23 protein-coding genes are annotated in these 26626 nt (G+C 68.3%); 12 read left to right on the top strand and 11 right to left on the bottom strand.

Annotated elements, in window-relative coordinates; all coding sequences use genetic code 11:
• Positions 1-67: 67 nt before the first annotated feature.
• The 3 genes from MET9862_RS00540 to MET9862_RS00530 form a co-directional block, all read right to left on the bottom strand.
• Complete coding sequence (locus MET9862_RS00540) at positions 68-1411, bottom strand: HAMP domain-containing sensor histidine kinase (protein ID WP_244612501.1); 1344 nt, start codon at positions 1409-1411, stop codon at positions 68-70.
• Between the two features lie 29 nt (positions 1412-1440).
• On the bottom strand, positions 1441-2175 hold the full coding sequence (locus tag MET9862_RS00535) for a response regulator (RefSeq protein WP_142581149.1): 735 nt from the start codon (positions 2173-2175) through the stop codon (positions 1441-1443).
• 362 nt (positions 2176-2537) lie between these two features.
• Entirely contained in the window at positions 2538-3377 is an 840-nt protein-coding gene (locus MET9862_RS00530; protein WP_244612500.1) for a GntR family transcriptional regulator, read from the bottom strand.
• A 71-nt stretch (positions 3378-3448) separates the two neighbouring features.
• Here MET9862_RS00530 and pcaB point away from each other — a divergent pair, with 71 nt between their 5' ends.
• The 4 genes from pcaB to MET9862_RS00510 all read left to right on the top strand — a co-directional run bounded on the left by pcaB (position 3449) and on the right by MET9862_RS00510 (position 8849).
• Positions 3449-4822: a 3-carboxy-cis,cis-muconate cycloisomerase gene (gene pcaB / locus MET9862_RS00525; protein ID WP_142581147.1), complete on the top strand. Its 1374-nt coding sequence runs from the start codon at positions 3449-3451 to the stop codon at positions 4820-4822.
• 102 nt (positions 4823-4924) lie between these two features.
• Entirely contained in the window at positions 4925-6277 is a 1353-nt protein-coding gene (locus tag MET9862_RS00520) for a cation:dicarboxylate symporter family transporter (RefSeq protein WP_142581146.1), read from the top strand.
• 72 nt (positions 6278-6349) lie between these two features.
• Positions 6350-7765 (top strand): class II fumarate hydratase, encoded by a 1416-nt coding sequence (locus MET9862_RS00515; RefSeq protein WP_142581145.1) that lies wholly within the window; start codon positions 6350-6352, stop codon positions 7763-7765.
• Between the two features lie 226 nt (positions 7766-7991).
• Positions 7992-8849 carry a manganese catalase family protein gene (locus MET9862_RS00510; protein ID WP_142581144.1) on the top strand — a complete coding sequence of 286 codons (858 nt, stop codon included), beginning with the start codon at positions 7992-7994 and terminating at the stop codon, positions 8847-8849.
• 80 nt (positions 8850-8929) lie between these two features.
• Here the strand turns inward: MET9862_RS00510 and MET9862_RS00505 are convergent, their stop codons facing one another.
• The gene (locus tag MET9862_RS00505; protein WP_142581143.1) at positions 8930-11155 is read right to left on the bottom strand and encodes a xanthine dehydrogenase family protein molybdopterin-binding subunit; all 2226 of its coding nucleotides are present in this window, start codon (positions 11153-11155) and stop codon (positions 8930-8932) included.
• Between the two features lie 14 nt (positions 11156-11169).
• Positions 11170-11640: a (2Fe-2S)-binding protein gene (locus tag MET9862_RS00500; RefSeq protein WP_142581142.1), complete on the bottom strand. Its 471-nt coding sequence runs from the start codon at positions 11638-11640 to the stop codon at positions 11170-11172.
• Positions 11641-11776: 136 nt separating this feature from the next.
• Between MET9862_RS00500 and MET9862_RS00495 the strand changes: the two genes are divergently transcribed.
• Entirely contained in the window at positions 11777-12373 is a 597-nt protein-coding gene (locus tag MET9862_RS00495; RefSeq protein ID WP_142581141.1) for a hypothetical protein, read from the top strand.
• A gap of 199 nt (positions 12374-12572) precedes the next feature.
• Here MET9862_RS00495 and MET9862_RS00490 read toward each other — a convergent pair whose 3' ends face one another.
• Positions 12573-13310, bottom strand: coding sequence for a response regulator (locus MET9862_RS00490; RefSeq protein ID WP_142581140.1), 738 nt, complete (start codon positions 13308-13310; stop codon positions 12573-12575).
• Positions 13311-13596: 286 nt separating this feature from the next.
• Here MET9862_RS00490 and MET9862_RS00485 point away from each other — a divergent pair, with 286 nt between their 5' ends.
• From MET9862_RS00485 to MET9862_RS29085, 3 genes are all read left to right on the top strand, one after another.
• Positions 13597-15342: an ATP-binding response regulator gene (locus MET9862_RS00485; RefSeq protein WP_142581139.1), complete on the top strand. Its 1746-nt coding sequence runs from the start codon at positions 13597-13599 to the stop codon at positions 15340-15342.
• A gap of 219 nt (positions 15343-15561) precedes the next feature.
• Positions 15562-15789: a hypothetical protein gene (locus tag MET9862_RS00480; protein ID WP_142581138.1), complete on the top strand. Its 228-nt coding sequence runs from the start codon at positions 15562-15564 to the stop codon at positions 15787-15789.
• Positions 15790-15799: 10 nt separating this feature from the next.
• The gene (locus tag MET9862_RS29085) at positions 15800-15997 is read left to right on the top strand and encodes a hypothetical protein (protein WP_185156700.1); all 198 of its coding nucleotides are present in this window, start codon (positions 15800-15802) and stop codon (positions 15995-15997) included.
• A gap of 188 nt (positions 15998-16185) precedes the next feature.
• Here MET9862_RS29085 and ugpB read toward each other — a convergent pair whose 3' ends face one another.
• Together ugpB and MET9862_RS00465 are read right to left on the bottom strand one after the other, a co-directional pair.
• Positions 16186-17538, bottom strand: coding sequence for a sn-glycerol-3-phosphate ABC transporter substrate-binding protein UgpB (gene ugpB, locus MET9862_RS00470; RefSeq protein ID WP_142581136.1), 1353 nt, complete (start codon positions 17536-17538; stop codon positions 16186-16188).
• Positions 17539-17543: 5 nt separating this feature from the next.
• On the bottom strand, positions 17544-19979 hold the full coding sequence (locus MET9862_RS00465) for a sensor histidine kinase (protein ID WP_244612499.1): 2436 nt from the start codon (positions 19977-19979) through the stop codon (positions 17544-17546).
• A 250-nt stretch (positions 19980-20229) separates the two neighbouring features.
• Between MET9862_RS00465 and MET9862_RS30385 the strand changes: the two genes are divergently transcribed.
• The 3 genes from MET9862_RS30385 (at position 20230) to MET9862_RS00455 (ending at position 22258) form a co-directional block, all read left to right on the top strand.
• On the top strand, positions 20230-20361 hold the full coding sequence (locus MET9862_RS30385; protein WP_280178943.1) for a hypothetical protein: 132 nt from the start codon (positions 20230-20232) through the stop codon (positions 20359-20361).
• A gap of 17 nt (positions 20362-20378) precedes the next feature.
• Entirely contained in the window at positions 20379-20702 is a 324-nt protein-coding gene (locus tag MET9862_RS00460) for a hypothetical protein (protein ID WP_142581135.1), read from the top strand.
• A gap of 89 nt (positions 20703-20791) precedes the next feature.
• Positions 20792-22258 carry a phosphatase PAP2 family protein gene (locus MET9862_RS00455; protein ID WP_142581134.1) on the top strand — a complete coding sequence of 489 codons (1467 nt, stop codon included), beginning with the start codon at positions 20792-20794 and terminating at the stop codon, positions 22256-22258.
• Positions 22259-22330: 72 nt separating this feature from the next.
• Here MET9862_RS00455 and MET9862_RS00450 read toward each other — a convergent pair whose 3' ends face one another.
• On the bottom strand, positions 22331-22576 hold the full coding sequence (locus MET9862_RS00450; protein ID WP_142581133.1) for a hypothetical protein: 246 nt from the start codon (positions 22574-22576) through the stop codon (positions 22331-22333).
• A gap of 231 nt (positions 22577-22807) precedes the next feature.
• Between MET9862_RS00450 and MET9862_RS00445 the strand changes: the two genes are divergently transcribed.
• Entirely contained in the window at positions 22808-23728 is a 921-nt protein-coding gene (locus MET9862_RS00445) for an adenylate/guanylate cyclase domain-containing protein (RefSeq protein WP_142581132.1), read from the top strand.
• 183 nt (positions 23729-23911) lie between these two features.
• Here MET9862_RS00445 and MET9862_RS00440 read toward each other — a convergent pair whose 3' ends face one another.
• Positions 23912-24415: a DUF4399 domain-containing protein gene (locus MET9862_RS00440; protein ID WP_142581131.1), complete on the bottom strand. Its 504-nt coding sequence runs from the start codon at positions 24413-24415 to the stop codon at positions 23912-23914.
• Between the two features lie 58 nt (positions 24416-24473).
• Positions 24474-26519: a bifunctional serine/threonine-protein kinase/formylglycine-generating enzyme family protein gene (locus MET9862_RS00435; protein WP_142581130.1), complete on the bottom strand. Its 2046-nt coding sequence runs from the start codon at positions 26517-26519 to the stop codon at positions 24474-24476.
• Positions 26520-26626 lie beyond the last annotated feature (107 nt).

The raw sequence follows: 26626 nt of genomic DNA, 5'->3' as shown, positions 1-26626 counted from the left end.
CGGATGTGACGGGTTCGCGCCGGGGCGTAACGTTGTGTGACAGGCGCTTGCGTGCGGTTGCCTGCGCTCAGGCGAGGGCCGGCAGGGTCACCACGAGGCGTGCGCCGCCGAGCGCGGCGGCTTCCGCCACGATGGTGCCGCCATGCGCCTCGGCGATCTGGCGGGCGATGGCGAGCCCCAGCCCGGTCCCGCCGGTTCGACGGCTCCGGGATCGCTCGACCCGGTAGTACGGGCTGAACACCGCCGATCGCTCCGCCTCGGGGATGCCGGGCCCGTCATCCTCGACCACGATCTGGCAGGCCGTGCCCGTGCGCCGGACCGCGACCGCGACCGACGCGCGTCCGAACTTGACGGCGTTGCCGATCAGGTTGGCGACGACCCGGCGCAGGGCGACCGCATCGCCGGCCACGGTCGCGTCCCGCACGTCTTCGCCCGACAGGGTGATGGCGGCTCCCTGCGCGGCGTGCTCGGCGACCTCGACCGCCACGATGTCGGCGAGGTCCACGGGCGTGCGCCCGACCTCGGCGGCGGTGCCGCGGGCGTAGCCGAGCGCGGTCTCGATCAGCGCGCGCATCGCGTCGAGATCCTCGATGAGCCGCACCCGGCGCTCGGGCTCGGCAACGCCCTCGGCCCGCAGGCGCATGCGCGTCAGGTAGGTCTTGAGGTCGTGCGAGATGGCGCCGATCAGCAGCGAGCGCTCCCCCATCAGGCCGACGATGCGCTCCTGCATGGCCTGGACGGCCTGGGCGAGGCGCCGGATCTCCGGCGCGCCCCGCGCGGCGAGGGGAGGCCCGGGCGCGCGCCCGTCGAACCGGGAGACCGCCTCCGTCAGGCGCCGGAGCGGTGCGAGTTCGTGCCGCGCCCCAACGGTGACGAGGACGGTCACGGCCACACCGAGGACAGCCACCCACAGGCTAAGCGGCTGGCCCAGCAGCCAGGGCATCCGCGAACGGTGCGCCTCAATGGCCGTAACCACCAAAAACCGCCCATCCGGCAGCCGGTAGGTCGCAGCCGCCAGTCGACCGATGGGTCCGCGGCGCTCCGGGTTCGCGACGTCGGCCGGATCGACGCCTCGGTGCAGCATGGCGGCGTCGGTGAAGGCCTGGACGCGGTCGGCTGGCGCGCCGGTCACCCGGCACAGGCGGGCTTCGAGCCGCGGCTCGCGGATCAGGCCGGTCTCGTCCGGGGACTGATCGACGATCTCCGCCTTCAGGGCCTCGCCGCTCACCGCCCTCAGGATGGCCGGGCGCTGCGCAGGGTCGGCATCCCGCAGTAGCGCCATGATGTTGGCAGCTTGGTCGACGCGGGGGAAGCGGGAGGCGTAGGGCGAGCGTTCTTGGGCCCGCTGCCAGTGATCCAGAGCGACGGTGGCGAGGACGAGCAGCGAGAGCGCTCCCAGCAGGAGCAACATGATGCGGCCGAAGAGCCCAACGCGCCCCATCAGGATGCCACGGCCTTCACGGGCGCCGCCAGGATGTAGCCGGCGTTGCGCACCGTCTTGATCTGGCCCGCCGCCTGGCTGCCGGCCGCGTCGAGCTTGTGCCGCAGGCGGCTGACCTGCACGTCGATGGTCCGGTCGAAGGCATAAGCAACGCGGCCGCGGGTCCAGTCGAGGAGCTGGTCGCGCGAGAGGACCCGCTGCGGCCGCGTGACGAAGCAGTGCAGCAGGTCGTACTCTGCACTGGTGAGCGGGATCTCGGTCGCCGGCCCACAGATGGTCACGGTGCGTGCTGCAAGATCCACGACGAGATCGGCCACGGCCAGACGCTCCGTGCCGGTACAGGCTGTCGTGGCGCCCGCTCCGCTCGCGCGACGCAGGACGGCGCGGATTCGGGCGAGCAGCACACGGGGGCTGAACGGCTTCGAGACGTAGTCGTCGGCCCCCATCTCCAGGCCGAGCACCCGGTCGATGTCCTCGTCCTTGGCGGTCAGCATGACGACGGGCGGCCCGCCCACCTCGCGCAGGCGGCGGCAGATCGAGAGCCCGTCCTCGCCGGGCAGCATCCAGTCGAGTACGATCAGGTCCGGTGCCGGTCCAACGGCGAGCAGCTGGTCGAGGTGGGCACCGCCATCGAGGCTCATCACACGAAAGCCCTCGCCCTCGAGGTAAGCGGCGAGTTGGGTGCGGATGTCGTCGTCGTCCTCGACGATGGCGATGGTGGTACTGTCGGCCATGCCGCGAGGATAAGCCGGCGCGTCAGAGCGGCAACGCGTAAAACGCCGCCGTCACAAAACGTTACATGCTATCGGCCTCCTGTCACGCTGACGAGCGGAGCGGCCGCGATGATCGTCGCATCGCAGCCGAGCTCCAACGAGCCGTGACGACCAGAGGCAAGAGGCACATCGCGGCACCCTATCTCGCGTTCACCGATGTGACACGCCATCGCCGCGCTCGCTGTTGCGGGAGCGAGGGCCATCTACGGCAGCCCGGCCCTACGACGCAGCAGGTCGCCGCGACGGCCCTGTTCCGCCTATTCTCCAGCCTTCAGTGAGGCTGCCGCGCTGGAGGTCACGGGACCCGGGCCGGGGATGCGTGACTACGACGTTCGCCTGCTCGCCGGATGTGCGCCGGCCTCGGTGTCCGGCTCCGCAGCCGGCACGTTCACCATCCGGTGCATGCGCTGCGAGACGGCGAACCGCCCGGCGGGATGAAGGGTCGATGAGATCTCGATCACCTTGCCCGCCTGATCCAGGTAATGCCGGACGACACGAAGGGCGGGCGTGCCAGGTTGTGCGGCAAGGGCCGCCGCATGCGATGCGGGCAGGACGACTGCTTCCATGTCCTGACGGATCTCGGCGCAACGCTGGCCGTGCCGCTGCTCGATCAGGGTGATGACCAGCCGGTCGGGCGATGCGCGGACGATCTCGCCGAGATCGGCATAGGCTGGGTCGATATAGACGTCTGTCCAGCCGATCGGAGCGCTGCCCGGCCTGCCGTCAAGCCGCAGGCTGGAGATCCGGAACCACCGCGTCCCCGTCGCGCATCCCAGTTCCGCGGCAAGATCGGCATCGGCCGTCACCGCGCCGGTCGCCTGAACCTCGCGGATGTGGGCCTCGCCGAACTGGATCAGATCCTCCAGCGAGGCCAGGGCCTGACGGTAGCCGCTGGTCGGCACTGAGGCCTCGACCCGGGTACCGGCCTTCTTGTTGCGTGTGACCAGTCCCTGCTCCTGCAGTTGCCGGATCGCGGTCCGCACGGTGTGCCGGCTCGTCCCGTAATGCGCGCAGAGATCCAACTCCGTCGGCAGAAGCGAGCCGACCGGGAAGCGGCCTGAGGCGATTCCGGCCGTCAGATCCTGCGCCACCTGCGCCCAGAGCGTCTCACCCATCACACCGATCCACGGACCCACCCCTGCATCTTCCACGTCGATTGACATAATGTCCGGACATGACCTACCTGATATTGTCCGAACATAAACGAGTCGGGCGTGTCCTCTAGGAGGAAACCGTGAGCCGCCAGCTCCCCCCGACCGCCACCACCGCCATCGATTCGCTCCTGTTCCGCGACGCCTTCGGCACGCCGTCGATGCGTGCGGTATTCTCCGATCATGCCCTGATCCAGCGCTATATCGAGGTCGAAATCGCGCTGGCGAAGGCCGAAGCGGCGTGCGGCGTCATTCCCGCCGAGGCGGCCGACCAGATCGCAGCAAACTGCTCGTTCGAAGCCCTCGACTTCGATCTTCTGCGCCGGGAGACCGACAATGTCGGCTACCCGATCCTGCCGCTCGTACACCAGCTCGTGCATCAATGCGGCGAGGCCGGTCGCTACGTCCACTGGGGCGCCACCACCCAGGACATCATGGACACGGCCAGCGTGCTCCAGATCCGCGCCGGCCTGGAGATTGTCGCGGCCGACATCGGCGAGCTGTGCGCGATCCTGGCCGGACTGTCGAGGCGGCACCGCGACACCCCGATGGCTGGGCGCACCCATCTCCAGCAGGCGCTGCCAGTGACCTTCGGGTACAAGACTGCGATCTGGCTTGCCATGGTCGACCGCCACGCGGAGCGCCTGGAGCAGCTGAAGCCCCGTGTGCTGGTCGGCGAGTTCGCCGGTGCAGCCGGCACGTTGGCGTCCCTCGGCAAGGACGGGCTGCGGGTGCAGGAAGCGTTCTGCCGGGAACTCGGGCTCGGGCAGCCGGCCTCGACCTGGCACGTCGCCCGCGACGGCTTTGCCGAGACAGTCAACCTTCTGGCGCTGATCACTGGCTCGCTCGGCAAGATCGCCCTCGACATCATGATCATGGCCTCGACCGAATTCGCAGAGGTGTACGAGCCCTTCGTCACGGGGCGCGGTGCCTCCTCGACCATGCCGCAGAAGCGCAATCCGATCTCGTCCGAGCTGATGCTCGCCGCCGCCAAGGGCGTGCGCCAGCATGCCGGGCTGATGCTCGACGCGATGGTCCAAGACTTCGAGCGGGCAACCGGTCCCTGGCACGCCGAGTGGATGGCGGTGCCCGAGAGTTTCGTTCTGACGGCAGGTGCCCTGCATCAGGCAAAATTCGCCCTCGGCGGACTGATCGTCGATGCGGCGCGGATGCGCGAGAATCTCGGGATCAGCCGCGGTCTGATCGTCGCCGAGGCGGCGATGATGGCGCTCGCGCTCCATACGGGTCGGCAGCAGGCGCATGACCTCGTCTACGCCGCCTGCCGCGTCGTCAACGAGCAGGGCGGGACGCTGGCCGAGGCGCTGGCCGCCATCCCCGAGGTCTCGGCCCATTTCGACCGCGCTGCGATCGATCACCTGACCGATCCCGCCAACTACCTCGGTGCTGCACCCGAGATGGTCGATCGGGTTCTCGCTTCCGTCGCCCGCGGCGGCTGAGCACCGCCCACCGATCTGCCCCACGCGTCGTCGCACCGGACTGCCGGGCTTTCCCCGTCGGCAATGAGAGTGCGCGCGCCTCGACATCCCCAGGAGGAAGCCATGCACACGACCACGAGCGATCCGACCGCTATCCCAGGAACACCGACGCCGCCGACGCCGGCCTCTGCGACGTCGAAGAGACCGTCGATCTGGACGAATCTCGGCTTCCAGATCGTGGTTGCGATGGTGCTCGGCGCCGCCACCGGCTTCCTCGTTCCCGAGGTCGCCGTCCCGTTGAAGGTCCTCGGCGACATTTTCCTGCGCCTGATCAAGACGGCGGTGGCGCCGCTGGTCTTCCTTTGCGTCGTGGTCGGTGTGACCTCCGCGGGCGACTTCAAGCGGGTCGGCAGGGTCGGCCTGATCGCGATGCTCTACTTCGAGGTCGTCTCGACCATTGCGCTGGCAGTCGGCCTCGTCGCCGGCAACCTGCTCGGGGTCGGCAAGGGCATGGCGGACGCGACGCGGGCCGGGCTTGCGCAGGGCAAGGCCCCGTCGGGCGCCGCCGCTCCGCACTCGACGCTCGACTTCATTCTCAACGTCTTTCCCGACAACTTCATCGGCGCCTTCGCCAAGGGCGAATTGCTGCAGGTGCTCGTCATCGCCCTGATCTTCGGAGCGGCGCTTCTGCACCTGTCGCCCGAGAAGCGCCAGCCGATCGAGAGCGGCCTGAACCGGATCTCGGACGCCTTCTTCGAGTTCATTCACCTGATCATGCTGACCGCGCCGATCGGTACGTTCGGGGCTGTCGCCTTCGCGGTCGGATCGAGCGGCGCCAATGTTCTCCTTTCGCTGATCTACCTGATTATGAGCTTCTATGCGGTGGTGATCGTCTTCATCGTCGTGGTTCTCGGCGCGATCTCGACGGCGTTCAAGATCAACCTGTTCCAATTCTTGAATTTCATCCGCGAGGAGATCTATATCGTGCTGGGCACGGCCTCCTCCGAGAGCGTGCTGCCGCGTCTCCTGGAGAAGCTGCCGACCTACGGTTGCTCGCGCCAGTCGGTGGGTCTCGTGCTGCCGACCGGCTACGCGTTCAACCTCGACGGCACGTCGATCTACATGTCGATGGGCGTGATCTTCCTGGCCAACGCCTACCATGTGCCCCTCGATCTGGGACAGCAGCTCGGCATCCTGGCGATCATGCTCCTGACCTCGAAGGGCGCCGCGACGGTGTCGGGCGGCAGTTTCGTGGTCTTCGCGGCGACCGTGGCCGCGACCGGCGTGCTGCCGCTCGAAGGCTTGCCGATCCTGTTCGGGGTCTACCGCTTCATGTCGATCGCCATCGCCACGACGAACGTCATCGGCAACAGCGTGGCCACAGTGGTGACGGCCAAGCTCGCCGGGGAATTCGACGCCGGCATGGCGCAGGACGCGATGGCCCGCCTGCGTGCGGATCGCGCCGCCGCGGCGTGAGGCGGCCGGAGAGCCCGCGGGCTCCCGGTCTTGATAGAGACGAATGCCGAGATCCTGCGGAGGACCACGCCGATGCATGAGCCGTCGAACGTGCGGATCGAGCATGACGCCTTCGGTCCGATCGAGATCCCGGCCGACCGTTACTGGGGTGCGCAGACACAGCGCGCGCTCGGCGTATTCGAGATCGGCGAGGAACGCTTTCCCTCGAGCCTCATCCGTGCCTTCGGCCTGCAGAAGCTGGCTGCGGCCCGCGCCAACCGCCGCCTCGGCGCCCTGGACCGAATTCTCGCCGCCGCCATCGAAGCGGCCGCCCGCGAAGTCTGGGAAGGACGGTTCGACGATCACTTCCCCTTGCGCGTCTGGCAGACCGGCTCCGGGACCCAGACCAACATGAACGCCAACGAGGTCATCGCGAACCGGGCGAACGAGAGCCTCGGACAGCCACTGGGATCACGCCGTCCGATTCATCCCAACGACCACGTGAATTGCTCGCAATCCTCGAACGACAGCTTCCCGACAGTGATGCACCTCTGCACCGGCCTGGAACTGCGGGATCGGCTGCTGCCCGCGCTCGCATGGCTGCGCGACACCCTGGCCGCCAAGGCGGCCGAGTTCGACGACGTCGTTAAGATCGGCCGGACGCACCTCATGGATGCGGTGCCGATGACGGTGGGACAGGCGTTTGGAGCCTTCGCCAGCCAGATCGGCCACGGGATCGAGCGGATCGAGGCCACGGCTCCGCGCCTGTATCGGCTGGCGCAGGGCGGCACGGCGGTCGGCTCGGGCCTCAACGCTCCGGTCGGTTTCGACCAAGCCTTCTGCGACGAGGTCGTGGCCCTGTCCGGACTGCCGGTCGTCCCGAACCCGTGCAAGTTCGAGGGCATGGGCGCCCACGACGCTCTCATCGAGGTCTCGGGTTCGCTCAACGTGCTTGCGGCGTCGCTGATCAAGATCGCCAACGATATCCGTCTGCTCGGCTCCGGGCCGCGCTGCGGCCTCGGCGAACTTGTGATCCCCGACGACGGGCTGTCTTCGTCCATCATGCCGGGCAAGCGCAATCCGACGATCGCCGAAGCTCTGGTGCAGGCCGCCTTTCAGGTCATGGGCAACCACGCGACGATCTCGGCTGCGGGCGCATCGGGGACCTTCGAGTTGAATGTCGCCAAGCCTGTCCTCATCCACAACCTGCTGCAATCGATCCGGCTTCTGGCGGACGGGTCCTACGTCTTTGCCGGAAAGCTCGTGCGGGACCTCGCTGTCGATCGGGACCGTCTGGCCGAAAACGTCTCGAAGGCGCTTCTCCTCGCCACGGTGCTCAATCCTATTCTCGGCTACGATTGTGTGGCCACGATCACGCGAAAGGCGATGGCCGAGGGGCTGACACCGCGCGCGGCAGCGATCGCGCTAGGCGTCATGACGGGTGAGCAGTACGACCGCATTGTCGATCCGGCCGCCATGACCACACCTAAGACTCCCGAGGATCGCTGACAAAATTGTTCCTGCACCGTGATGGGATCACGAGCCACGCTGGGAGACGACAAGATTTAACCTAGGGCAATATGAGGAATAACATATCTTAAAGTGCTGTATATCTTGGAAAGTTCTCGAAAGAGCGTCGGTTGGCGGGGAAGGACGGCCCACCCCTCACTGCGGTGGCTGGCCCAATCCCTCCCGTGAGCGTGTCTCGCTCCCCGTTCGGCAAGGACGCCCGCCTATGTATTTCCACGACAAGCGCCTGCAATATCCTGTCCGGGTCGAGAGCCCGGACCCGATCTACGCCCGCATGCTTCAGCAGGCGATTGGCGGAATCGAAGGTGAAATCCGCGTCTGTTTCCAGTATTTCTTTCAGGCCTGGGGCAACCGCGCCCCCACGACCAAATATCGTGACATGCTCCTCAATACGGCCACGGAGGAGATCGGCCATATCGAGATGCTCGCGACCGCCGTCGCGATGAACCTCGAGAATGCTCCGACGAAGGTCCAGGAAGCCGGTGCCGCTGACGCGCTGGTCGGCGCTGTGATGGGTGGCGAGAACCCGCGCCACATCGCCGAAGGCATGCTGCACAAGACGCTACTCTCGACCGGTCTGTCGGCCTTCCCCGGCAATGCCGATGGCCTGCCCTTCGACATGAGCCACATCTATGCCAGCGGCAACATTGCGGCCGACATGTACTGCAATGTCGCTGCGGAGAGCACGGGTCGCGTGCTCGCCGTGCGCCTGTCGAATGCCACGAACGATCTGGGCATGAAGGATATGTGGAGCTTCCTGATCGCCCGCGACACGATGCATCAGCAGCAATGGCTCGCGGTGATCGAGGAACTCGGCGGTCATCAGGGCACGCTGCCGATCCCGAACAGCTTCCCGCAAAGCGAGGAGCATCAGAAGTTCAGCTACAACTTCTTTGCCACGGCCCGGGACGGCACGCCGCCGCCCGCAGGCCGCTGGACGAGCGGGCCCTCCCTCGACGGGAAGGGCGAGTACAGCGTGGTCCAGAACGAGCCGATGGGTGAGGAGCCGGTGCTCGGCCCGGCGCGCCCCGACAGCGGCGCCCAGAAAGAGCAGATCGGCTGATAATCGAGACGGTGGGCCTCTGGTGACAGGGGCTCACACCATCCCAGCACCATGGTCGCACACGAAGCCTTCGAGGCGCGTCACGTTCCCTGAAGCGCCGCCTTTACCTTGGCCGGCGTGAACGGGACAGACCGGAGGCGGGCGCCCGTCGCATCGAAGATCGCGTTCGAGACCGCCGCCGGCACGATGGCCGCGGATGGCTCGCCGGCCCCCCAAGGCTTCTCGGTGGGCCGGTCGATCAGCGCCGTCACCACCACCGGCACGTCGGGGAAGGTCAGAATCGGGTAACTCGCCCAGTCGAGACTGGTGACGGCGCCTCGATCGAACGTGACTTCTTCCATCAGCACCCGACTTACGGTCTGGATGATATTGCCGTCGAGCTGGTTTCGGACACCGTCCGGATTGATGATCTGGCCGCAATCCTGGGCCACGAAGAAGCGCGGCACCCGGACTTGCCCGGTCCTGCGGTTGACCTCAACCTCGGCCACGCCGGCCACATAGGTGCGGTTCAGCTCGTACTTCACATAGGAGAGGCCGCGCCCACGCAGCACGTCGCCCGAGGCATCCTCCTTCGCGGGCGAGGGCCGGGCCTGCCATTGCGCGATCTCGGAGATGCGCCGCAGCACCTCGATACCGCGCGGATCCTTGAGAGCGCGCAGGCGATACTCCAACGGGTCTGCGCCGGCTGCCGCCGCGCACTCGTCGAGGAAAGCCTCGTTGGCGAAGGTGTTCTGCATCCGGCCCGGCGTCCGGATCCAAGAAGGTCGGAACGGCGTCGAGGCCAGTCGGTGGCAGACCGTGCGGACGTTCGGGAAGGCGTAGGGCAGCGCCGAATTCTGGATGACGTTGCCGGGCGCCATGGCGGTCTCGTGCGGAAGACCCGCGAGATCCGCCGCCACCAGCGGCACGTTCCCGGCCGCCCCCTCCGGCACGTGAAACTGCGATACCCAGGCGGCGACATTGCCCTGCGCGTCGAGTCCAGCCTTCAGGTCGATCAGGGTGGGAGGGCCCTTCGGGTCCCAGCCGTGCTCGTCGGCGCGCGACCACTGCACTCGCACGGGCCGGCCCACAACGCGTGCGAGGAGCGCCGCGTCGCCCGCGGCATCTTCGTGGCCGTTGCGGCCGTAGCAGCCGGACCCCTCGACATAGATGCAGCGCACCGATTCCGGAGCGAGCCCGGTCATTGCCGCGAGTTGCTTGCGCAGAGCGTGCGTCATCTGCGAGGCCGTCCAGCAGGTGAGCAGGCCGTCCTTGAACTCCGCGATCGCACAGGAGGGCCCGATCGAGCCATGGGTGTGGATGGCGAAGTCGTAGCTCGCCTCGAGCGTGCGCGCCGTCTGGCCGAGCGCCGCCTCGGCATCGCCCGTGCTGCTCGTCACGTCGTCCTTCGTGACCTTCGTGGACCGCACGTGCTGCCAGAGCTTGTCCTGCTCTGGCAGCCCTTCCCATTTCGACCAGACCGCCTTGATCTGCCCGGCGGCCTTCACCGCCGCCCATTCCTTCTCCGCCACGATGGCCAGGAAGTTGCCCTGACGCACCACCTGGATCAGGCCCGGAATATGCGCGACCGATGTCTCGTCGAGGCTTTCCAGCGTCGCGCCGATCGCCGGCGGACGGACCACGCGGGCATGCACCATGCCGGGCACGCGATAATCCTGCATGTAGGTGAAGCGGCCCGTCATCTTCTCAGGAATATCGAGCCGAGCCACCGACTTGCCGACGAGGGCGAAAGCAGCCGGATCCTTGGTCGCGACCGCCGGGTCGACCTTCAGGTCCAGGCGGCCGTCCTTCACGAGTTCGGCGTAGGTGATGCCCTGACCGCCGGCCTTCGGCCGCACGGTGCCGTTCTCGGTCACCAGCCCATTGGCCGGCACGCCGAGCCGCTCGCTCGCGAGCTGCACCAGGCGGATGCGGGCGGTCGCTGCCGCCTGGCGGATCTCGACGCCGCCTTTCTGGATCGAAAGGCTACCATAGGTGGGGCCCTGGTCCGGCGTGAGCGCCGTGTCGCCCTGCACCACCGTGACGCGGTCGATGGGCAGGTCGAGCTCCTCGGCCGCGATCTGCGCCATCGCCGTGCGAATGCCGGTGCCGAGATCGACCTTGCCCGAGAAGATCGTCGCGCGGCCATCTGCACCAAGGGCAAGAAAGCTGTCGACCTGATCCGGCGCGACCGGCTTCGCGAAACCGTTGGTCGCGACCGGCGCGAAGGTCTGCGCGGCGGCGTTCCGGCCGGCGAGCGAGAACCCGACTACGAGGGCACTGCCCTGAAGGAGCAGGCTGCGGCGAGATAGATGGGGCGCATTCATGAGATCGGCCTCCGTCAAAGCGTGCCTGCGGCGCGCTGGACGGCGCGCACGATCCGCAGATGAGTGCCGCAGCGGCAGAGGTTCTGCGCCAGCGCTTGCCGGATCGCGGCCTCGTCGGGCTTCGGGGTCTCGTTGAGGAGAGCGGCCGACTGCATGATCATGCCGTTGATGCAGTAGCCGCATTGCGCGGCCTGTTCCGCGATGAAGGCGTCCTGGACCGGATGCGGCTTGTCCGGGCTGCCGAGGCCCTCCAGCGTGACGATCCTGGCGCCCGGCTTCAGGCCGGAGACCGGGGTGATGCAGGAACGCACTGCCTGACCATCGACATGAACTGTGCAGGAGCCGCATTGGCCGAGCCCGCATCCGAAGCGCGGGCCGTGCAGGCCGAGGTCGTCGCGCAGCACATAGAGAAGGGGCGTTTCGGGATCGTCGACGGTGACGCGTGCGGCATGCCCATTCACGTCCAGCGACATCTGCTGTGCCATGGGTCGTCTCCCTGGAACTATTCTTCTGTACTGGGCCTATACCCCGCGCAGAGCCGGGGCAACGCGACGGTGTGACAGCGGGCCCTGGTTCACCGCAGGCCATGGTGCCGCCCTCGGGCACCAGCAGGGAGGTCCCATGTTCGCGCCCAGCCGCAGCCGTCCCGCCCTCGTGCTCGCTTCGGTACTGGCCGCCACCCAGGTGGGCGCTGCCGAACTCGCCGTGCTGGGCTGGCCGGAACCTTCCCGCGCAGCTGCCGCGGACATCAGCGACCGCTACGGGCCGCCCCAGGAGCAGACGGCGACCCTGCTGATCTGGCACCGCACCGGACCGTGGATCCGCACCGTCGTGCACAAGGTCGGAGCCGAGCACGACTTTCCGGCCAAGCATAGCGATGTGCTGGAGCAGAGCCTGCCCTACAAGGTGCCCCTCAATTTCTACAGTGCGATTGCGACCTTCAACGGCAGCGTGATTCCGGACCGGACCCGGGGCACGCTCACCGCCTACGGCGCGAGCGAGCCTGAGAACGTGCTGAGCCTGAATCTCGCCCGTGCGGTTGTCCGCGGCGAACTGACCTCGGAGCAGGCGCGCGAGAAGCAGGTTTCAGCCGCGCAGGATCTCAAGAACGGGCGGATGCCGGAGATGGCGGCCAAGCTCATGCTCGACCAACAGCAGGAGGGTGACGTCTCCGACCCGGACACGGCGATGATATTGCCGCCCGGCCGTACTCCATAAGCGCGCACCGAATCCGACGGGTTTGCCGTCGCAGCGGAAGACCGCGCGTCAGACCAATGGTTGAGGACGGCTTTTCTTGGTATCGCCGTTGAGCGGCCCGCGATGCAGGTCCGAATGCGCACGGAAGGGCCGGTTCACAAGCGATCTTCGCCACTCTGGGGCGCTCTCCGCCGAAATGGATGCCGGATCGGGAGCGGCTCTAATCTCCATCCGGTCGAAATATGTATCCCAATCCCCGTACGGTGCGGATAAATCGTGGATTGGCCGGATCAGGCTCGATCTTCTTGCGGATGCGATTGATCCGCACGTCGATCGCACGGTCGAAGGCATCGGGATCGCGTGCATCCGCAAGATCAAGAAGGCGCTCGCGCGACATGGCACGCTTAGGATTATCGGTAAATGCTTTGAGAAGATCGAATTCAGATCGCGTTAATATTTGCTCTTTACCGTAGTCATCTTGCAGGCGGAGGGCTTGGAGGTCTAGCCATTTCGTGCCGATGCGGATGCGGCGTGCGGGCGCTGTCGCGTCAGGCACTTGCGGCTCGACGCCTGCGGGAATTCGGCCGTGCGCGCGCCTCAAGACGGAGCGCACGCGCGCGACGAGCTCGCGCAATTCGCACGGTTTCGGCAGGTAGTCGTCGGCGCCGAGTTCGAGGCCGACCACGCGGTCGATGGTGCTCGCGGTCGCGGTCAGCATGATGATCGGGATGGTCGAGCGCGCCTTCAGATCGCGCACGATCGAGAGCCCGTCCTCCTCCGGCATGTTGAGGTCGAGCACCACGAGATCCGGCGCCCGCAGCGCGATGGCGGCCCGCAGGGCTTGCCCGCCGTCGCACAGGGTGACCGCGAAGCCATGCATCCTGAGGTAGTCGCCGACCATCGCGCGGGCGTCGGGCTCGTCGTCGACGACGCAGATGTGGGCTGTCCCTGTACTCATCCGGGCCGTCGACGCTCCGCGACTCGGCTCGATCGTCACTGCGGGTGTGAGACCGCGCACGGACTGACCAGCCGCATCGGGTATACAGCATGCCCCAAGTAAGCCAAGCCGCCGATACAGGCCATGGTCGCGCTGTCCGCAGCGAGATCGTGCGCCACCGAACCCTTCAGCTCGGATCGGACACGCTCTTGTTTGAAGGTTGCTGAACACCGCGGCACGGGGTCAATCTTTCACCAACATCCCCGTTCACAGACAGACGACTGCATCGTGAATGCGTGCGGGAAGCATGGACGACGATATCCTCCATCTGATTTCGGACGAGATCGACGAGACGGCGCCCCGCGCCGGCCCCTGGACGATCGCCGTCGTCGACGACGATCCCGCCGTGCATGACGGGACCCGCTACGCGCTCGCCGGCTACGAGCTCGACGGCCGCGGCCTCGAGATCCTGTCGGCGCATTCCGCCGCCGAGGCGCGGGCTCTGCTCGGAGCGCGGCGCGACATCGCCGTGATCCTGCTCGACGTCGTGATGGAGACGGACGATGCCGGCCTGCGCCTCGTCGAGCACATCCGCCGGGACCTCGGCGACGAGACTGCGCGGATCATCCTGCGGACGGGCCAGCCGGGCCAGGCGCCGGAGCGCCGGGTGATCGTCGACTACGACATCAACGACTACAAGGCGAAGATCGAGCTCACCGCCGACAAGCTCTTCACCAGCCTGACCGCGGCCTTGCGCGCCTACCAGCAGCTCAAGCGCCTCGACGATACCCGGCGCGGCCTGGAGATCATCATCGACGCCGCCCCGATGCTGCTCGACCACAAGTCGCTCCAGCGCCTGTCGGAGGGCGTGCTCACGCAGGTCGCCTCCCTCCTCAACGTGGCCTGCGCGGGGATCCTGGTCCTGCGCGAGAACGATGTCCCGGCGCAGCGCTTCTCGGTGCTCGCCGGCTCCGGCCTCTACGGCGACCATGTCGGCCGGACGCCGCCCTGGCCGCTGGACCCGAAGATCCAGCCGATCGTCGAGGTGGCCTTTCAGGAGCGACGCAACAGCTTCGGCGACCATTGGTCCACCCTCTACGTGCAGACCGCGAGCGGCAGCGAGATCGTCGCGCTGATCGACACCGACCGGCCCCTCTCGGATACCGACCGGGCACTCATCGCGCTCCTGACCAGCCGGCTCTCGATCGCCTTCGACAACGTCATCCTCTACGAGCAATTGCAGCGGGCGAACGTCACCCTGGAGCAGCGGGTGGTCGAGCGGACCGCCGAGCTGATCCGCGCCAACCGGCGCCTTGCCGCGCAGCGCTCGGACCTGCGCCGCGCCAACAGCCTCAAGACCGAGATTCTCGGCACCGTGGCGCACGACCTGAAGAACCCGCTGTCGGTCATCCTCGGGCGCTCCGAGATGCTGACGGACCTGATCGCCTTCGACAGCGCGCCGAAGACCCAGCTCGCCACGCAGGTCGCCCATATCCGGACCTCGGCGACCCGTCTCATCGAGATGATCGACAGCCTGATGGCGGACGCGATGAACGACGCGCTCGACATCACCCTGCGCCGGGAGCCGGTCGACCTGGCCGCCCTCGCCCGGGAAGTCTGCGAGGCGAACAGGCCGCTCGCCGATTCCAAGAGCCAGGTCCTGACCCTCGACCTGCCGGACGAGGCGTATCTCTGCGGCGATGCCGAGCGCCTGCGCGAGGCCGTCGACAACCTGGTCTCGAACGCCGTCAAGTACAGCTTCGTCGGCGGCACCATCACGATCCGCGTCAGCAGCGAGGCTGGGGAGATGGTCTGCGCGGTGACGGATGACGGGCCCGGCCTCTCGCCCGAGGACGCCGCGCGCCTGTTCGGCCGCTTCCAGCGCCTCTCGGCCAAGCCCACGGGGGGAGAGGGATCGACCGGGCTCGGCCTGTCGATCGTGAAGCGCATCGCCGAACTGCATCGCGGGCGTGCCGAGGCCGCGAGCGAAGGGCCGGGGCTGGGCAGCACCTTCTCGATCCGATTCCCGCACGAGGCCGTCGCCCTGCTCTGAGCGCAGGATCGGGGTGCCGGCACCATTGCGGTCGCCGTTGGACAAAGCCGGGGACCGGATTGTTGCGTCGGTCTCGCCGCGACGAAACACTTCCCAGTTCGGATCCGCGTGTGATCGGGCCCGACGCAACACGGCCGCGACCTCGGCCGCTTACACCCCGCCTCCGGAGAGGGCGGCTCGGGAGGAGCCCCCGCGAAGGTCTGTCCGTCGGAGGGGTCCATGGGCCGCATTCTCGGTTTGGCTTCGGCAAGCGCGGCGCTCACCACGGCCCTCGGCCTGCTGGTGAGCCTCGATGCGGCGCCCGCACCCGCGGCGTCGGCTTTGCGCCCGGCACAGGCCCAACTCACCGCACCCGTCACGGCACCCGTCGCGGCGTCTCCGGCCCGCGCGATCCGTTCGATCCCCATCGACGGCCGCTACGGCGCCCTCCCGCCGGCCCTGCGCTGAGGAGGCCGGCATGCACATCTCCCGCGATGGCCTCGCCGAGCCCGAGGATCTCGTCCTGCTCCGGGCCGTGCTGCGGACCGGTGCCCGCTCCGCCGTCGACCGCCCGACTCCGACGCTCCAAGAGCGTTTCGGCGTCCCGCCGTCCGAGCCCAACCGTCCGGAGGCGCCAACCGAGCGGGCACGCCGGACGATCCCGGCGAAATCCTGAGACCCTGTTTCATACCCAATCCGGTTGATCCCTTCGGGATGGCGGATTTGGGCGTCGCTCAGACGCCGCGCGGGCTCGGTGATACGGAGCCCGCTCTGATCAAGCGGAGTCCGTATCAGCCGATCAGGCATACGCTCGCCTCGACCGGCAGCCGAGCGCGGCTCGCAGGCCCTCCCGTCGTCCAGCCCTCAGCGCGCGGTCCGGCGCTGGAACAGGCGGAGCACCGCGTTGCCGCGGGAGACGGCGTCGTCGAGAGCCTGCTGGGCTGATTTCGATCCGTCGAGGGCGGCCTCGATCTCCTCCGCCCAGAGGTCGCGGATCTGCAGCATGTTCCCGAGGCGCAGCCCGGCCGAATTGCGGGTGGGCTCGCGGTTCATGATCGCCCGGACCGCGACCTGCAGCTTCGGATTCCGCTCGTAGAATCCGGTCCGGCACGCATCCTCGTAGGCGGCTCGGGTCACCGGCACGTAGCCGGAGTTGCGATAGAGCAGCGCCTGCTCGGGAAAACTCAGCACGAAGGCCAGGAACGCGGCCACGCCGTCGTATTCCTGGGCGGTCTTCCCCTGCATCACGTAGAGCGAGCCGCCGCCGAGAATGGCGTTCTGCGGCCCGTCGACGATGTCCGGATAGTAGGGCATCGGACGGATCGTCCAATCGAACCGGCCACGGGCCACGATCGAGCCATACATGCTCGAGGAGGTCAGAAAGATCGCGCACTCGCCGGCGATGAAGCGGGCCTCGCCGCGGTTGGTCCGGCCCGCATATTCGAACACGCCGGCGCGATGCAGATCGACGAGGTTCTGGAGGTGGCCCACCTGCAGGGCGCGGTTGAAGACGAGTTCGGTGTCGAAGCCGTCGAGGCCGTTCGAGCGCGTCGCGATCGGCCGGTCGTGCCAGACCGAGAGCTGCTCGATATGAGCCCAGGTGGGCCAGGCGGTCGAGAGGGCGCAGCCGGACGGATCCGCCCGCTTGAGGGCGCGGGCGGCCTCGAAGACCTGAGGCCAGGTCTCCGGCAGCTGGTCCGGATCGAGGCCCGCTTGGCGGAAGCGGTCACGGTTGATCCACATCACCATCGCGGAGATGTTGAAGGGCAGGGACAGCATGCTGCCGTCGCGGGCGAGGTAGTTGCTCGCGATCACCGGCAGGAAGGCGTCCGGTGAAATCGCCCGCCCCGCTTCCTGCATCACCTCGGAGACGGGTTTCACCGCCCCGACCGCGGCCGCCATGGTGCCGTTGCCGACCTCGAAGACCTGCAGCAGGTGCGGACCCTCGCCGGCCCGATAGGCGGCGATGCCGCCGTTGATCGTCTCGGCATAGGGCCCCTTGTAGATCGTCACGACCCGGTAGGCGCTCTGCGAGGCGTTGAAATCCTCCGCGATGCGCGCCACCAGCGCGCCGTTCGCCCCGTCCAGCGAATGCCAGAGCTGAAGCTCGGTGGCGGCCCGTGCGATGCCCGGCATCGCCGCCAGCGCGAGGCCGAGCAGGAGACCGGAGAGGAGGCGGTGGGCGCGCGCGGGGATGCCGCGGCCCCTCTGGGACATCGCCATCAGCCGAGATGCCTCGAGCCGTTCCCGATCGCGTTGCGACCGGGAACGGCTCTCAACCGTTGTTGTGACGCGCTCTCTTGCGCCGAACCGGCCTCCGCTTCGGCGGAGAGCGCTCTCGGGAGTTGCAGGCGCAGGCGGCTCCCGTCCCCGACATGGCTCTGCATGGCGACGCTGCCCTCCAGCCGGCTCACGACGAGATTGTGGACGATGTGAAGCCCGAGGCCGGTCCCGCCGCGCGCACGGGCCGTGGTGAAGAAGGGATCGAAGACACGGTCGAGATGGTCGGGCTCGATCCCGGCTCCGTCGTCGCTGACGTCGATGGTCAGCCGCTCCCGCCCCGGCGTCACCGTCACCGTGACGCGGCCGCCCTGACGGTCGCGCAGGCCATGGTCGATCGCGTTCTTGATCGCGTTGGTCAGAACCTGGGCGAGGATGCCGGGATAGGTGTCGAGCATCGTGCCGGCGGGACAGACCGCGAGGATCTCGTGCCGGCCCGGCCGGGCGAGGGCGCGCAGGCTCTTCAGGAGTTCCTCGATCCAGGCGCCGAGATCGATCTCCCGCCGCTCTTCCAGCACCTGGTCGGCGGCAACCTGCTTGAAGCTGTAGAGCAGATCGGAGGCCCGCATCAGATTCGCGGTCAGCAGACGGGCCCCCTCCCGCATCCGGTCCGCATAGTGGACGAGGCGCGAGCGCGAGAGCCGGTTCTCGTCGACAAGCTGCGCGAAGCTCGCCGAATCGGCCTCGACCTGCGTCGAGGTGGTGAGCGCGATGCCCAGCGGCGTGCTGATCTCATGGGACACCCCGGCGACGAGCTGCCCGAGCGAGGCCAGCTTCTCGGCGCGGATGAGGTCGTCCTGTGTCTGGCGCAGCTTGGTCAAGGCCTCGTCGGCCCGCTCGGCCGCGTCGCGCCAGCCTTCCTCCCGGCGTCTCAGCTCGGCGAGGAACGCGTTCGAGGCGCGCGCGATGTCGCCGAGCTCGTCCCGCCGGGTGGCGAGGGCGACATGCCCGATTGCCGGGTCCGTGGTCGCCCGGACCAGCGTGGCCTGAAGGCTGCGCAGCGGCTGGGTGATGGAGCGGGCGACGGCGATCACCGCGCCGGTGCCGATGAGCAGGGCCCCGGCGGTCCCCGCCAGGAGCAGCCGGCGGATCGATGTGCCGAACCGGTCGGCATCGTCGATGAAGGCGCGGCTGAGCGCCCGCGCATTGTCGCTGATGAGCATGGCGCGGCGGTCCATGTCGGCGATCAGCGCGTTCTGCTCGCCGAGCTTGGCGACCGTTACCGCGAGCTGCTCGCGCCAGCCTTCGATCGCCGAACTCATGCCGCCGCGGATGCTCGCCGGCATCGCGAGGGTCTGGGCCCGGCGGGCGAGATCGGCCCCCTCCTGGATGGCGGCCGATGCCTCCGAGATGCTGCGCCGGGCGAGCGCCGAGGTCGATTGCTGGGCGAGACGCAGGGCCGCGAGGGCCAGATTCTGCGCCGTGAGCTCCGCCTCGTTCGACGAGACCGAGTTGCGGATCAGGCTTCCGACCTCGGTCTGCAGGAGATGCTGCTGGGCCCGGTTGTCCCGGATCAGCCGGTCGCACCACAGGATCAGGTCGTTGCCCGATTGCGTGGCCCGGGTCAGCTCGAAGCCCTCCGCGATGACGCGGCTCAGGCCGGCCGCGGTCTCGCTCTTGGTGCGGTAGGCATGCAGGAGGGCCGCCAGCTCGGTGGCCTCCGGGTTGCGCGCCTGCTTCTGCAGAACCTCCTGCAGGCGCGTCCCGGCCTCATTGAGCTGGCGGATATCGGCGTCGAGCTCGTCGAACTCGATCTGGAAGACCGGTCGCCCGATCCGCGTCTTGTTCAGCTCGACGGCAGAGATCGCCTCCCGAAGGTCGCGCAACGCGCTGACCAGAACCTGGTTCTTCTCAAGCGCCGCGTCCTTGCTCGTCAGCACCGTGACCAGGCTGCCGTTCTCGCCCTGCTGCCGCTGCCGCTCGGCATCGGTCAGCGCGACGAGCGTCTCGGCTCGGCTCGCCATCCGGCCGGCGGACGCGCCGAGCGTGCCGTCGAGAAGCACCAGCGCTCGCATCTGATCGGTCAGGGCCTCAAGGTCCTGCCGGACGGTTCCGATGCGACGGGCCTGATCTGTCGTGCGCGCCATCTGCGCGAGCTGATCGAGCTGACGCGAGGCAGCCGATGCGAGACGATCGAAGCGCGTGCGCGCCGCCTCGCGATCGATGACGATCCGGCCGATATAATCGTCGCGCGCCTTGTTGAGCGACGTGAACGTATGAAACGTCTCGCTGGAGAGTACAGTCCCGTCCCGCGCCCGCTCGGCTTCGACCAGAAGGGCCCAAGCGGCGAAAGCGATCAGGATCGCGATCGCGACAGGAATAGCGCCGACGACGAAGACACGTTGCGCGATGCCAGCCGAGCGCATGTAGTCCGGCAAATTCGTGCGTTTCCTATCAACCCTGCAGGAACACTGCCTATCGTAACGTCGCAGTGCCCGTCCACACCGACGTTGGATCGCGCTCTATTCTTGCCTGGACGTCGGGCCAACGCGGCGGAGACGCGTCGTGGCCCGGCAGGTCGGCGGAGGCAGACGCAACAATCGGCGCAATCACCCTGACATGACGCCCGCCCATAAGCCGTCCTCACGGCAGGACCGAAACACGGCTGCCACGACGCGGGGATGGACGATGGCGACGCAGACGACGCTCCGGGGCATGACGGCGACCGACCGCATCCTGGCCTGGGCCATGATGGCGGGCCTCGTGGCCGCGCTTCTCCGCTCTGCCGAGGCGGCCGTGCTGCCCGCCCACTTCGTCTGACGGGTGCGTCGCCGACCATGGACCAGCACGCACTTCTGACCCGAGCGATCCGGGGCTGGGGGCAGGCCCTGGCCGCAGCGGAAGCCGGATCCGCGGCCGCCCTCGGCCCGTCCTCGCGGCGCGCCGCCCTCGTCATCGGCAATTCCGTGGCCATGGGCGCGAAGTCGCGCCGCATCCTGGCCGAGGCGGTCGAGAGCTCCCTGCGGCTGGCGGCGGAGCGGGAGGCCGCGCCTGTCTTCGCCCTTCGGCTCGACGCCCGCGCGAAGTTCGAGCAGCTGCGCGACCGACTCGACGGGATGCGGACCGGTCCGGGCGCGACGCCGCACAAGCTCAGCGCTTAGCGCGGTCCGGCTCCGGATTCGGGCTGGACGCGGCGCCCGGACCACGGTCTGTTGAGCGGAATTCGCTGCCGCATCCAGGGAGGGACGTGATGTCGAAGACACCGGGAGCCGCGCGGGACGCCGCCGCGGTCCGCATCGGCGGCGTGCGCGCTGGCTACGCGGCGCTCGCCCTCTGCCTGCTCGCGCCGCTTCCGGCCCTGGCCCAGTCGGCCCCGAACCTGACGGCCTTGCGCGGCCTCGCGCCCGTGAGCGTTCTGGCGGCCGGCGAGGCCGGGCGCGCCGCCCTCGACGCCAACCTCAAGATCACCGGGGACATCCAGTCCGGCGCGGCGGCTCAGCCGCTCCTGCTGCCTCTGGAGGCACAGCGCCAACTCGCCCTGCGCGACGCTTTCATCACCGACGGGAACGCGGCGGAACTCGCCGACGGGCTCGGCAGCAAGCTCGGCGCCATCTATCAGGCCAGGGCCCGGTACACGGATCCGAAAACCTTCACGAACGTGGCGCAATCGGTCGAAGACCTGCTCGGCTACACCAACAACGTCGCCAAGTCCGATTCGAATGCCGGCAAGTACTTCTTCGCCAACGCCACCACGAACGGCAAGGCGCCGGTCTCCGACGCCGCGATGGCGATCCTGACCGAGCGCGGCGGCGTGACCGACGTGTTCGGCAGGGCGTACGGTCGGCCGGCCGGCAGCCAGGGCTCCGATGCCTTCGGCAATGCGCGCCCGTTCCAGACCCTGCCGACGCTGTTCGCCTATCGCGGCGACGACTATTTCGGCCGCGGCTCCCACAGTCTGGACTGGCTGCACGGACCGAACCAGAACCTGACCGACAGCCCCTCCTATCCGAGCGGCCACACCACCTACGGCTATACCGAGGCCGTGATCCTCGCGATCCTGGTGCCGGAGCGCTACCAGCAGATGATCGCGCGGGCCGCCGAGTACGGCAACAACCGCATCGTCGTCGGAGCGCACTACGCGATGGATGTCCTCGGCGGCCGAGCGGTCGCCCTCCACGCGGTCGCCCACCTGCTCGCCAACGACCCGGCCTATGTGGGCCAAGTCCGCAAGAATCCGGCGGTGATCAACGAGATGAGCCACGGCACGAACGAGGCCGTCGCCGTCGCCGACTACCAAGCGGCGCTGAAGGCCGCGCGCGCCGACCTCGCCGCCTTCCTGCGGGATGGCTGCGGCGACGCGGTTGCGGCCTGCGCCGCCGCGGATGGCGGGCGCTTCCGCGATCCCGCCGCCAACGAAGCTCTCTACAACGCCACGCAGACCTATGGCCTGCCGGTCGTGCATCCGCAGACCGCAAGAACGGTCGAGGATGTTGGGCGGCTCGCCCCGGAGGCGGGCTACCTTCTGACGGCCGCGTTTCCCGCGCTGAGCCTGGAAGAGGCCAACGCGATCCTGACGGAGACGCAGGGACCCGGAGGGGGCTTCCTCAACGACGGCTCGGCCTTCGGCGTCTATGCCCGCCTGAATCTCTACGCGGCGGCCGGTAAGGCCGCCGCCGCGGCGGGCCGAAAGCAGACGTTGCTCCAGCCGACACGCTGAGCCGCGCCCCGACATCCACGGGTGTCGACCTCGACGGGGCCGGGGCGCCGTTGGGACGAGGCTCGCGACGGATCAGGACACCTCCGGCGGCAGGATGCGGCCGCCGATGGCGCTCAGGCCTGCGAGTTGTCGGATCCGCCCGATGACGCGACAACTGGCCTCGTCCGCGCCGAAGCGCTCGGCGTCCATCTCCAGGTCGGCGAGGTCGCGGAACAGTCGCTCGTCGCGTCTCTGGCCGGGACCGCCGATGTCGTCGGCGAGGATCTCGAGCAGCTCGCGGATGAAGCGGCAGGAAGGCGGCGGTGAGGAGGCAACCATACCCACAGCCCTCAGGCGAGATGTCCGGACATCAGTCTAGCGCCGATCGCGGCCCGCTGCCGCAACCCACGACACAGGAAAAGTGATTTCCGGACAACCGTCGGATCCGTAAAGCTCGGATCGCAGGCCAGCTGGGGATTGCATCGCGCCTTCCGTAGGGATCGTCCCAGTTGCAATGCCATGCAAAACAGCGTCAGCTATGCCGCACTGCACGTATGGCGAGGGTGAGAGATGGGTATCGACACCCAGGCGTCGCCCGGCATCCTGTTCTGCGACGTGGTCGGGAGCACGCGACTCTATCGCGATCTCGGCGACGACGATGCGCACGCGGTCATAGCGACCTGCTTGGCCGGGATCAGCGCGAAGATTTCCGCCGTCAATGGTCGTATCATCAAGACGATCGGCGATGAGATCATGGCAATCTTCCCCGATGCCCTCGCGACATACGATGCGGCCGTGGCCATTCAGCGAGACCGCAGCGTCGAAGTCGGCCGGATGTCGAGCGACAGGAAGGACGAGGTCCATTTCCGCATCGGATTCCATTGTGGATCCGTCGTCATCTGCGATGGGGACGCCTTCGGAACCACGGTGAATATCGCAGCCCGCCTCGCCTCGCTGGCCAAGGCCGATCAGATCATCACCACCGATTCGGCGATCGAGCACCTCGACACGCTGCGGCGTGCGACGACGCGCCCCATCCCTGCCCATGCGCGCGGGCTCGGGGACGACGTCAACGTGGTCGAAGTCGTCTGGCATTCCCATACGGACAGCGAGACGGTGATCTTTCATCTGCCCGGCACGGCGCGCTCGTTCGAGTCGGCCGGTGTCCTGAAGATCATCAGCGACGGCCGGCGCTGGGTGTTCGGGCCCGAATGCGAGAGCGTCACGCTGGGCCGCCACGCCGAGAACTCGGTCGTGATCCCGGGCGAGTTCGCCTCCCGCCGCCACGCGACGATCGAGCGACGCTGGGACAAGTGGATCCTGATCGATCACAGCACCAACGGCACCTTCGTCAGGCCTGCCGGCATCGCCGAATTCCGCATCTGCCGCGAGGAGGTGATCCTCCGGGCGGCCGGAAGTCTGAGCTTCGGTCGCTCGTCGAAGGGCAGCGGCGGCGCGGACGTCGATTTCGTGCTGATCTCCGACCATTGAGAGCCTGTTCGAGCTGGATCGACTGACCCTCCTGCAGAGATCCGGCTCGTCCCACCCATCCGCCTCATCCTGAGGTGCGAGGCGGGGCTAAGCCGGATCAACACCGGCTCGATCGGCTCAAACAGGCTGTGAGGGGCCGTTCGGCAGGACGGAATCGGGTCCAGCCGAACGGTTCTCGTCGCGTCAGGCCCGCCGGTGGCGCAGGGGGCGCCGCTTCTTCCGCAGCGCCTGCGCGGAGACGACGGTGATCTGGATCTTCTGCGACTGGACGGAAGGCACGAAGGGCCGGTGCAGCGCGTCGCCCAGGACGAGTTGCAGGGTGTGCGGGCCGTTGGGCAGGTCCAGGCGGGTCTCGGTCTGGCCGCCGCCGAAATGCAGGTGGTTCTTGTCCGCCGGGAGCGGCTCGCCGCCCGCGACCGGCTCCTTCACATCCACGAGCAGGTGATGGTGGCCGGCATTCTTGGCGCTGCTCCCGGCCTGGGTGACGCCCATGTTGCGCAGGCCGAACTGGACCGTCACCGGGCTCGTCACCCGTGCGCCGGGCTTGGGTGCGATGATGTAGAGGGCCGCGTCCGGCGGGGCCGCCACCGGGGGAGGGGGCGGCGCCTTCTCGGGCGCCGTCTGGGCCGAGGCCGGCCCGCCCAGGATTACCAGCAACCCGGCTGAAACTGCCGCCCGGATTCTCATCGCTCGTCTCCTCCACGGGCCTCGGATCAGAGGCTCGATCTGTGCCCTCGCGCCCCGCTCAGAGGTCGCGGGCGATGCGGATCCCGTTGCCGGGATAGCGCACGCCCGGGTCGTAGAAGTCGCGGCTCGTCACGCGCTCGGTCTCGGCCCGGCTCCGCCAGGTGCCGCCCCGGAGCACGCGCTGCTTGCAGTTGGGAGCGCCCCAGGCGCTGCCGTCGCCCGGCGCGCCGCGGTAGTTCCGGTGCCAGCAATCGGAGACCCACTGCGCGACGATGCAGGTCGTACCGAGCAGGCCGTAGGGGTTCTCGGGAAAGTCGGCGGCCGCTGGTGCGGCGTCCGGCGGGATGCCGCCGGCGCTGCGGCAGGGCGCCATCTCGCCGCGGAACTGGTCGCCCCACCAGAAGCGCGTGCGCGTACCGCCGCGCGCCGCATATTCCCACTCCGCCTCACTTGGCAGCCGGTAGGCCTTCTGCGTCACGCCCGAGATCCAGCGGACATATTGCTGCGCGTCGTCCCAGCTGAGATTGGCAGCGGGCTGGTTCGGTGCGCCCTCGGCCCTGAACTCGCAGCGGCCGGCGGCGTGGCAAGCATTCCACTCCGCCACCGTGACCGGACCGCGGCTCATCAGGAAGGCCGGGATGCGGACATGGTGCGCCGGCCTCTCGCTCGGATCGGCGGTGCCGCCCATGCTGAAGCTCCCGGCTGGTACCTCGACGAGGGGCGGGCAGGTGCTGCAATCGCGCTTGCTCCGGCCGAGGGCCAGGGGCTGATCGGAGGCGGGTGTCGCGACGGGGGCTGGCGTCGGAGGGGCAGCGAGCGCCTGGGGTGGGGGCGGCTCGGTCTCTCTGGCGGTCGGGGCCGCGGGCGGGACGGGCGCACGCGCCTCCGAACCCTGAGGCGTCCCTGGAGCCACCCCTTGGGGCAGCCCCTGCTGGGATGAGGACGGTTCGGCGGCCGGAGTCTCGCGCCGGGCCTCCTGCTGCGGGGCAGGTCGAGCTGGCGGCTCCTCCGTCCGCCCGATCCCCGGCCCGACCGTCTCCGCCGGTCGATCGGCCAGCAACGGGTTCGGGTCGGCGGGGCGGCTCTTCTCGGCTGACGCGGCGGGGGCCGGCTCCGGGCTGCCGCTCCGCCTCAGGCCGTACCAGCCGGCCAGGCCGCCCCCGACCAGCACGAGGCCGAGGGCGGTGGCGATGACGGGCGCCCGCCGCGGCTTGGGCCGCGCCAGGACGGGTGCCCGACGCGCCTGCACGACACTGCCGCTTTCCTGGGTCTCGATCAGGTCGGCGATGGTATCCGGGCGCTCGGCCGGGTCCGGCTGGAGCATGCGGAGCAGGATCTTGCGGATGCGCGGATCGATCTTGCCGAGATCCGGGACGCTCTGGCGGCGGCGGATCATCTCGACCTGCGTGCCGCCGAGATCCAGCGGCGCCCCGATCAGGGCCGCCGCGAGGGTCAGGCCGAAACTGTAGATGTCCGATTTCGGTGTGACCTTGCCACCATTCAGGCCGAGATGCTCGGGCGATGCGAATTTCAGCTTCCCGGCGAACCGATCCGCGATGATGGTCTCATCCTCGTTGAGATTGCGGGCGATCCCGAAATCGATGAGCTTCGCGCGACCGGGATCGGAGCGCGGCAGGATGATGTTGTCCGGCGAGATGTCCCGGTGCGTGATCCCGAGCCTGTGCGCCACGTCGAGGCCGCTGCCGATCCGGTTCAGCAGGACGAAGACGGCCTCCACGCTGAGCGGACCATCCTTGATCAGGTCGGCGAGGGAGGGCCCGCGCACCAATTCCATGGCGAGGTAGGGGCGCCCGAGCTGCGGGTCGACCGAGAACAGCAGATGCTTGACGATGGCCTCGTGCGAGATCTTGCTGAGCGTCTGGGCTTCCTTCCTCAGGAGGCCCATCAGGCTCTGGTCGCGGGCGATCTCCGGCTTGACGACTTTGATGGCGACCGCGTCGTCGGCCTCCAACGTGCGGGCGCGGTAGACTTGCGCCATCCCGCCCTGGCCGATCATCTCCTCGATCTCGAAGATACCATTGAGTCGCGTCCCCTTCGGCAGGAAGACCGAGTCGATCGGGTGCAAGGGTACGACTGTTTTCATCGAGACGCGGCTCGCCTGGTCGAGACTCTCTCTACGACATCATTTGCATGCAAGACAGTGCTCGGACGCACTGTCCCTCAAGGACTGTAATCCCTTTGCCATGATCG

It is taken from the genome of Methylobacterium symbioticum (assembly GCF_902141845.1).
Taxonomy (GTDB): Bacteria; Pseudomonadota; Alphaproteobacteria; order Rhizobiales; family Beijerinckiaceae; genus Methylobacterium; species Methylobacterium symbioticum.
Note: the sequence above shows the minus strand (reverse complement) of the source record. Positions and strands in the feature narration are given on the sequence as shown.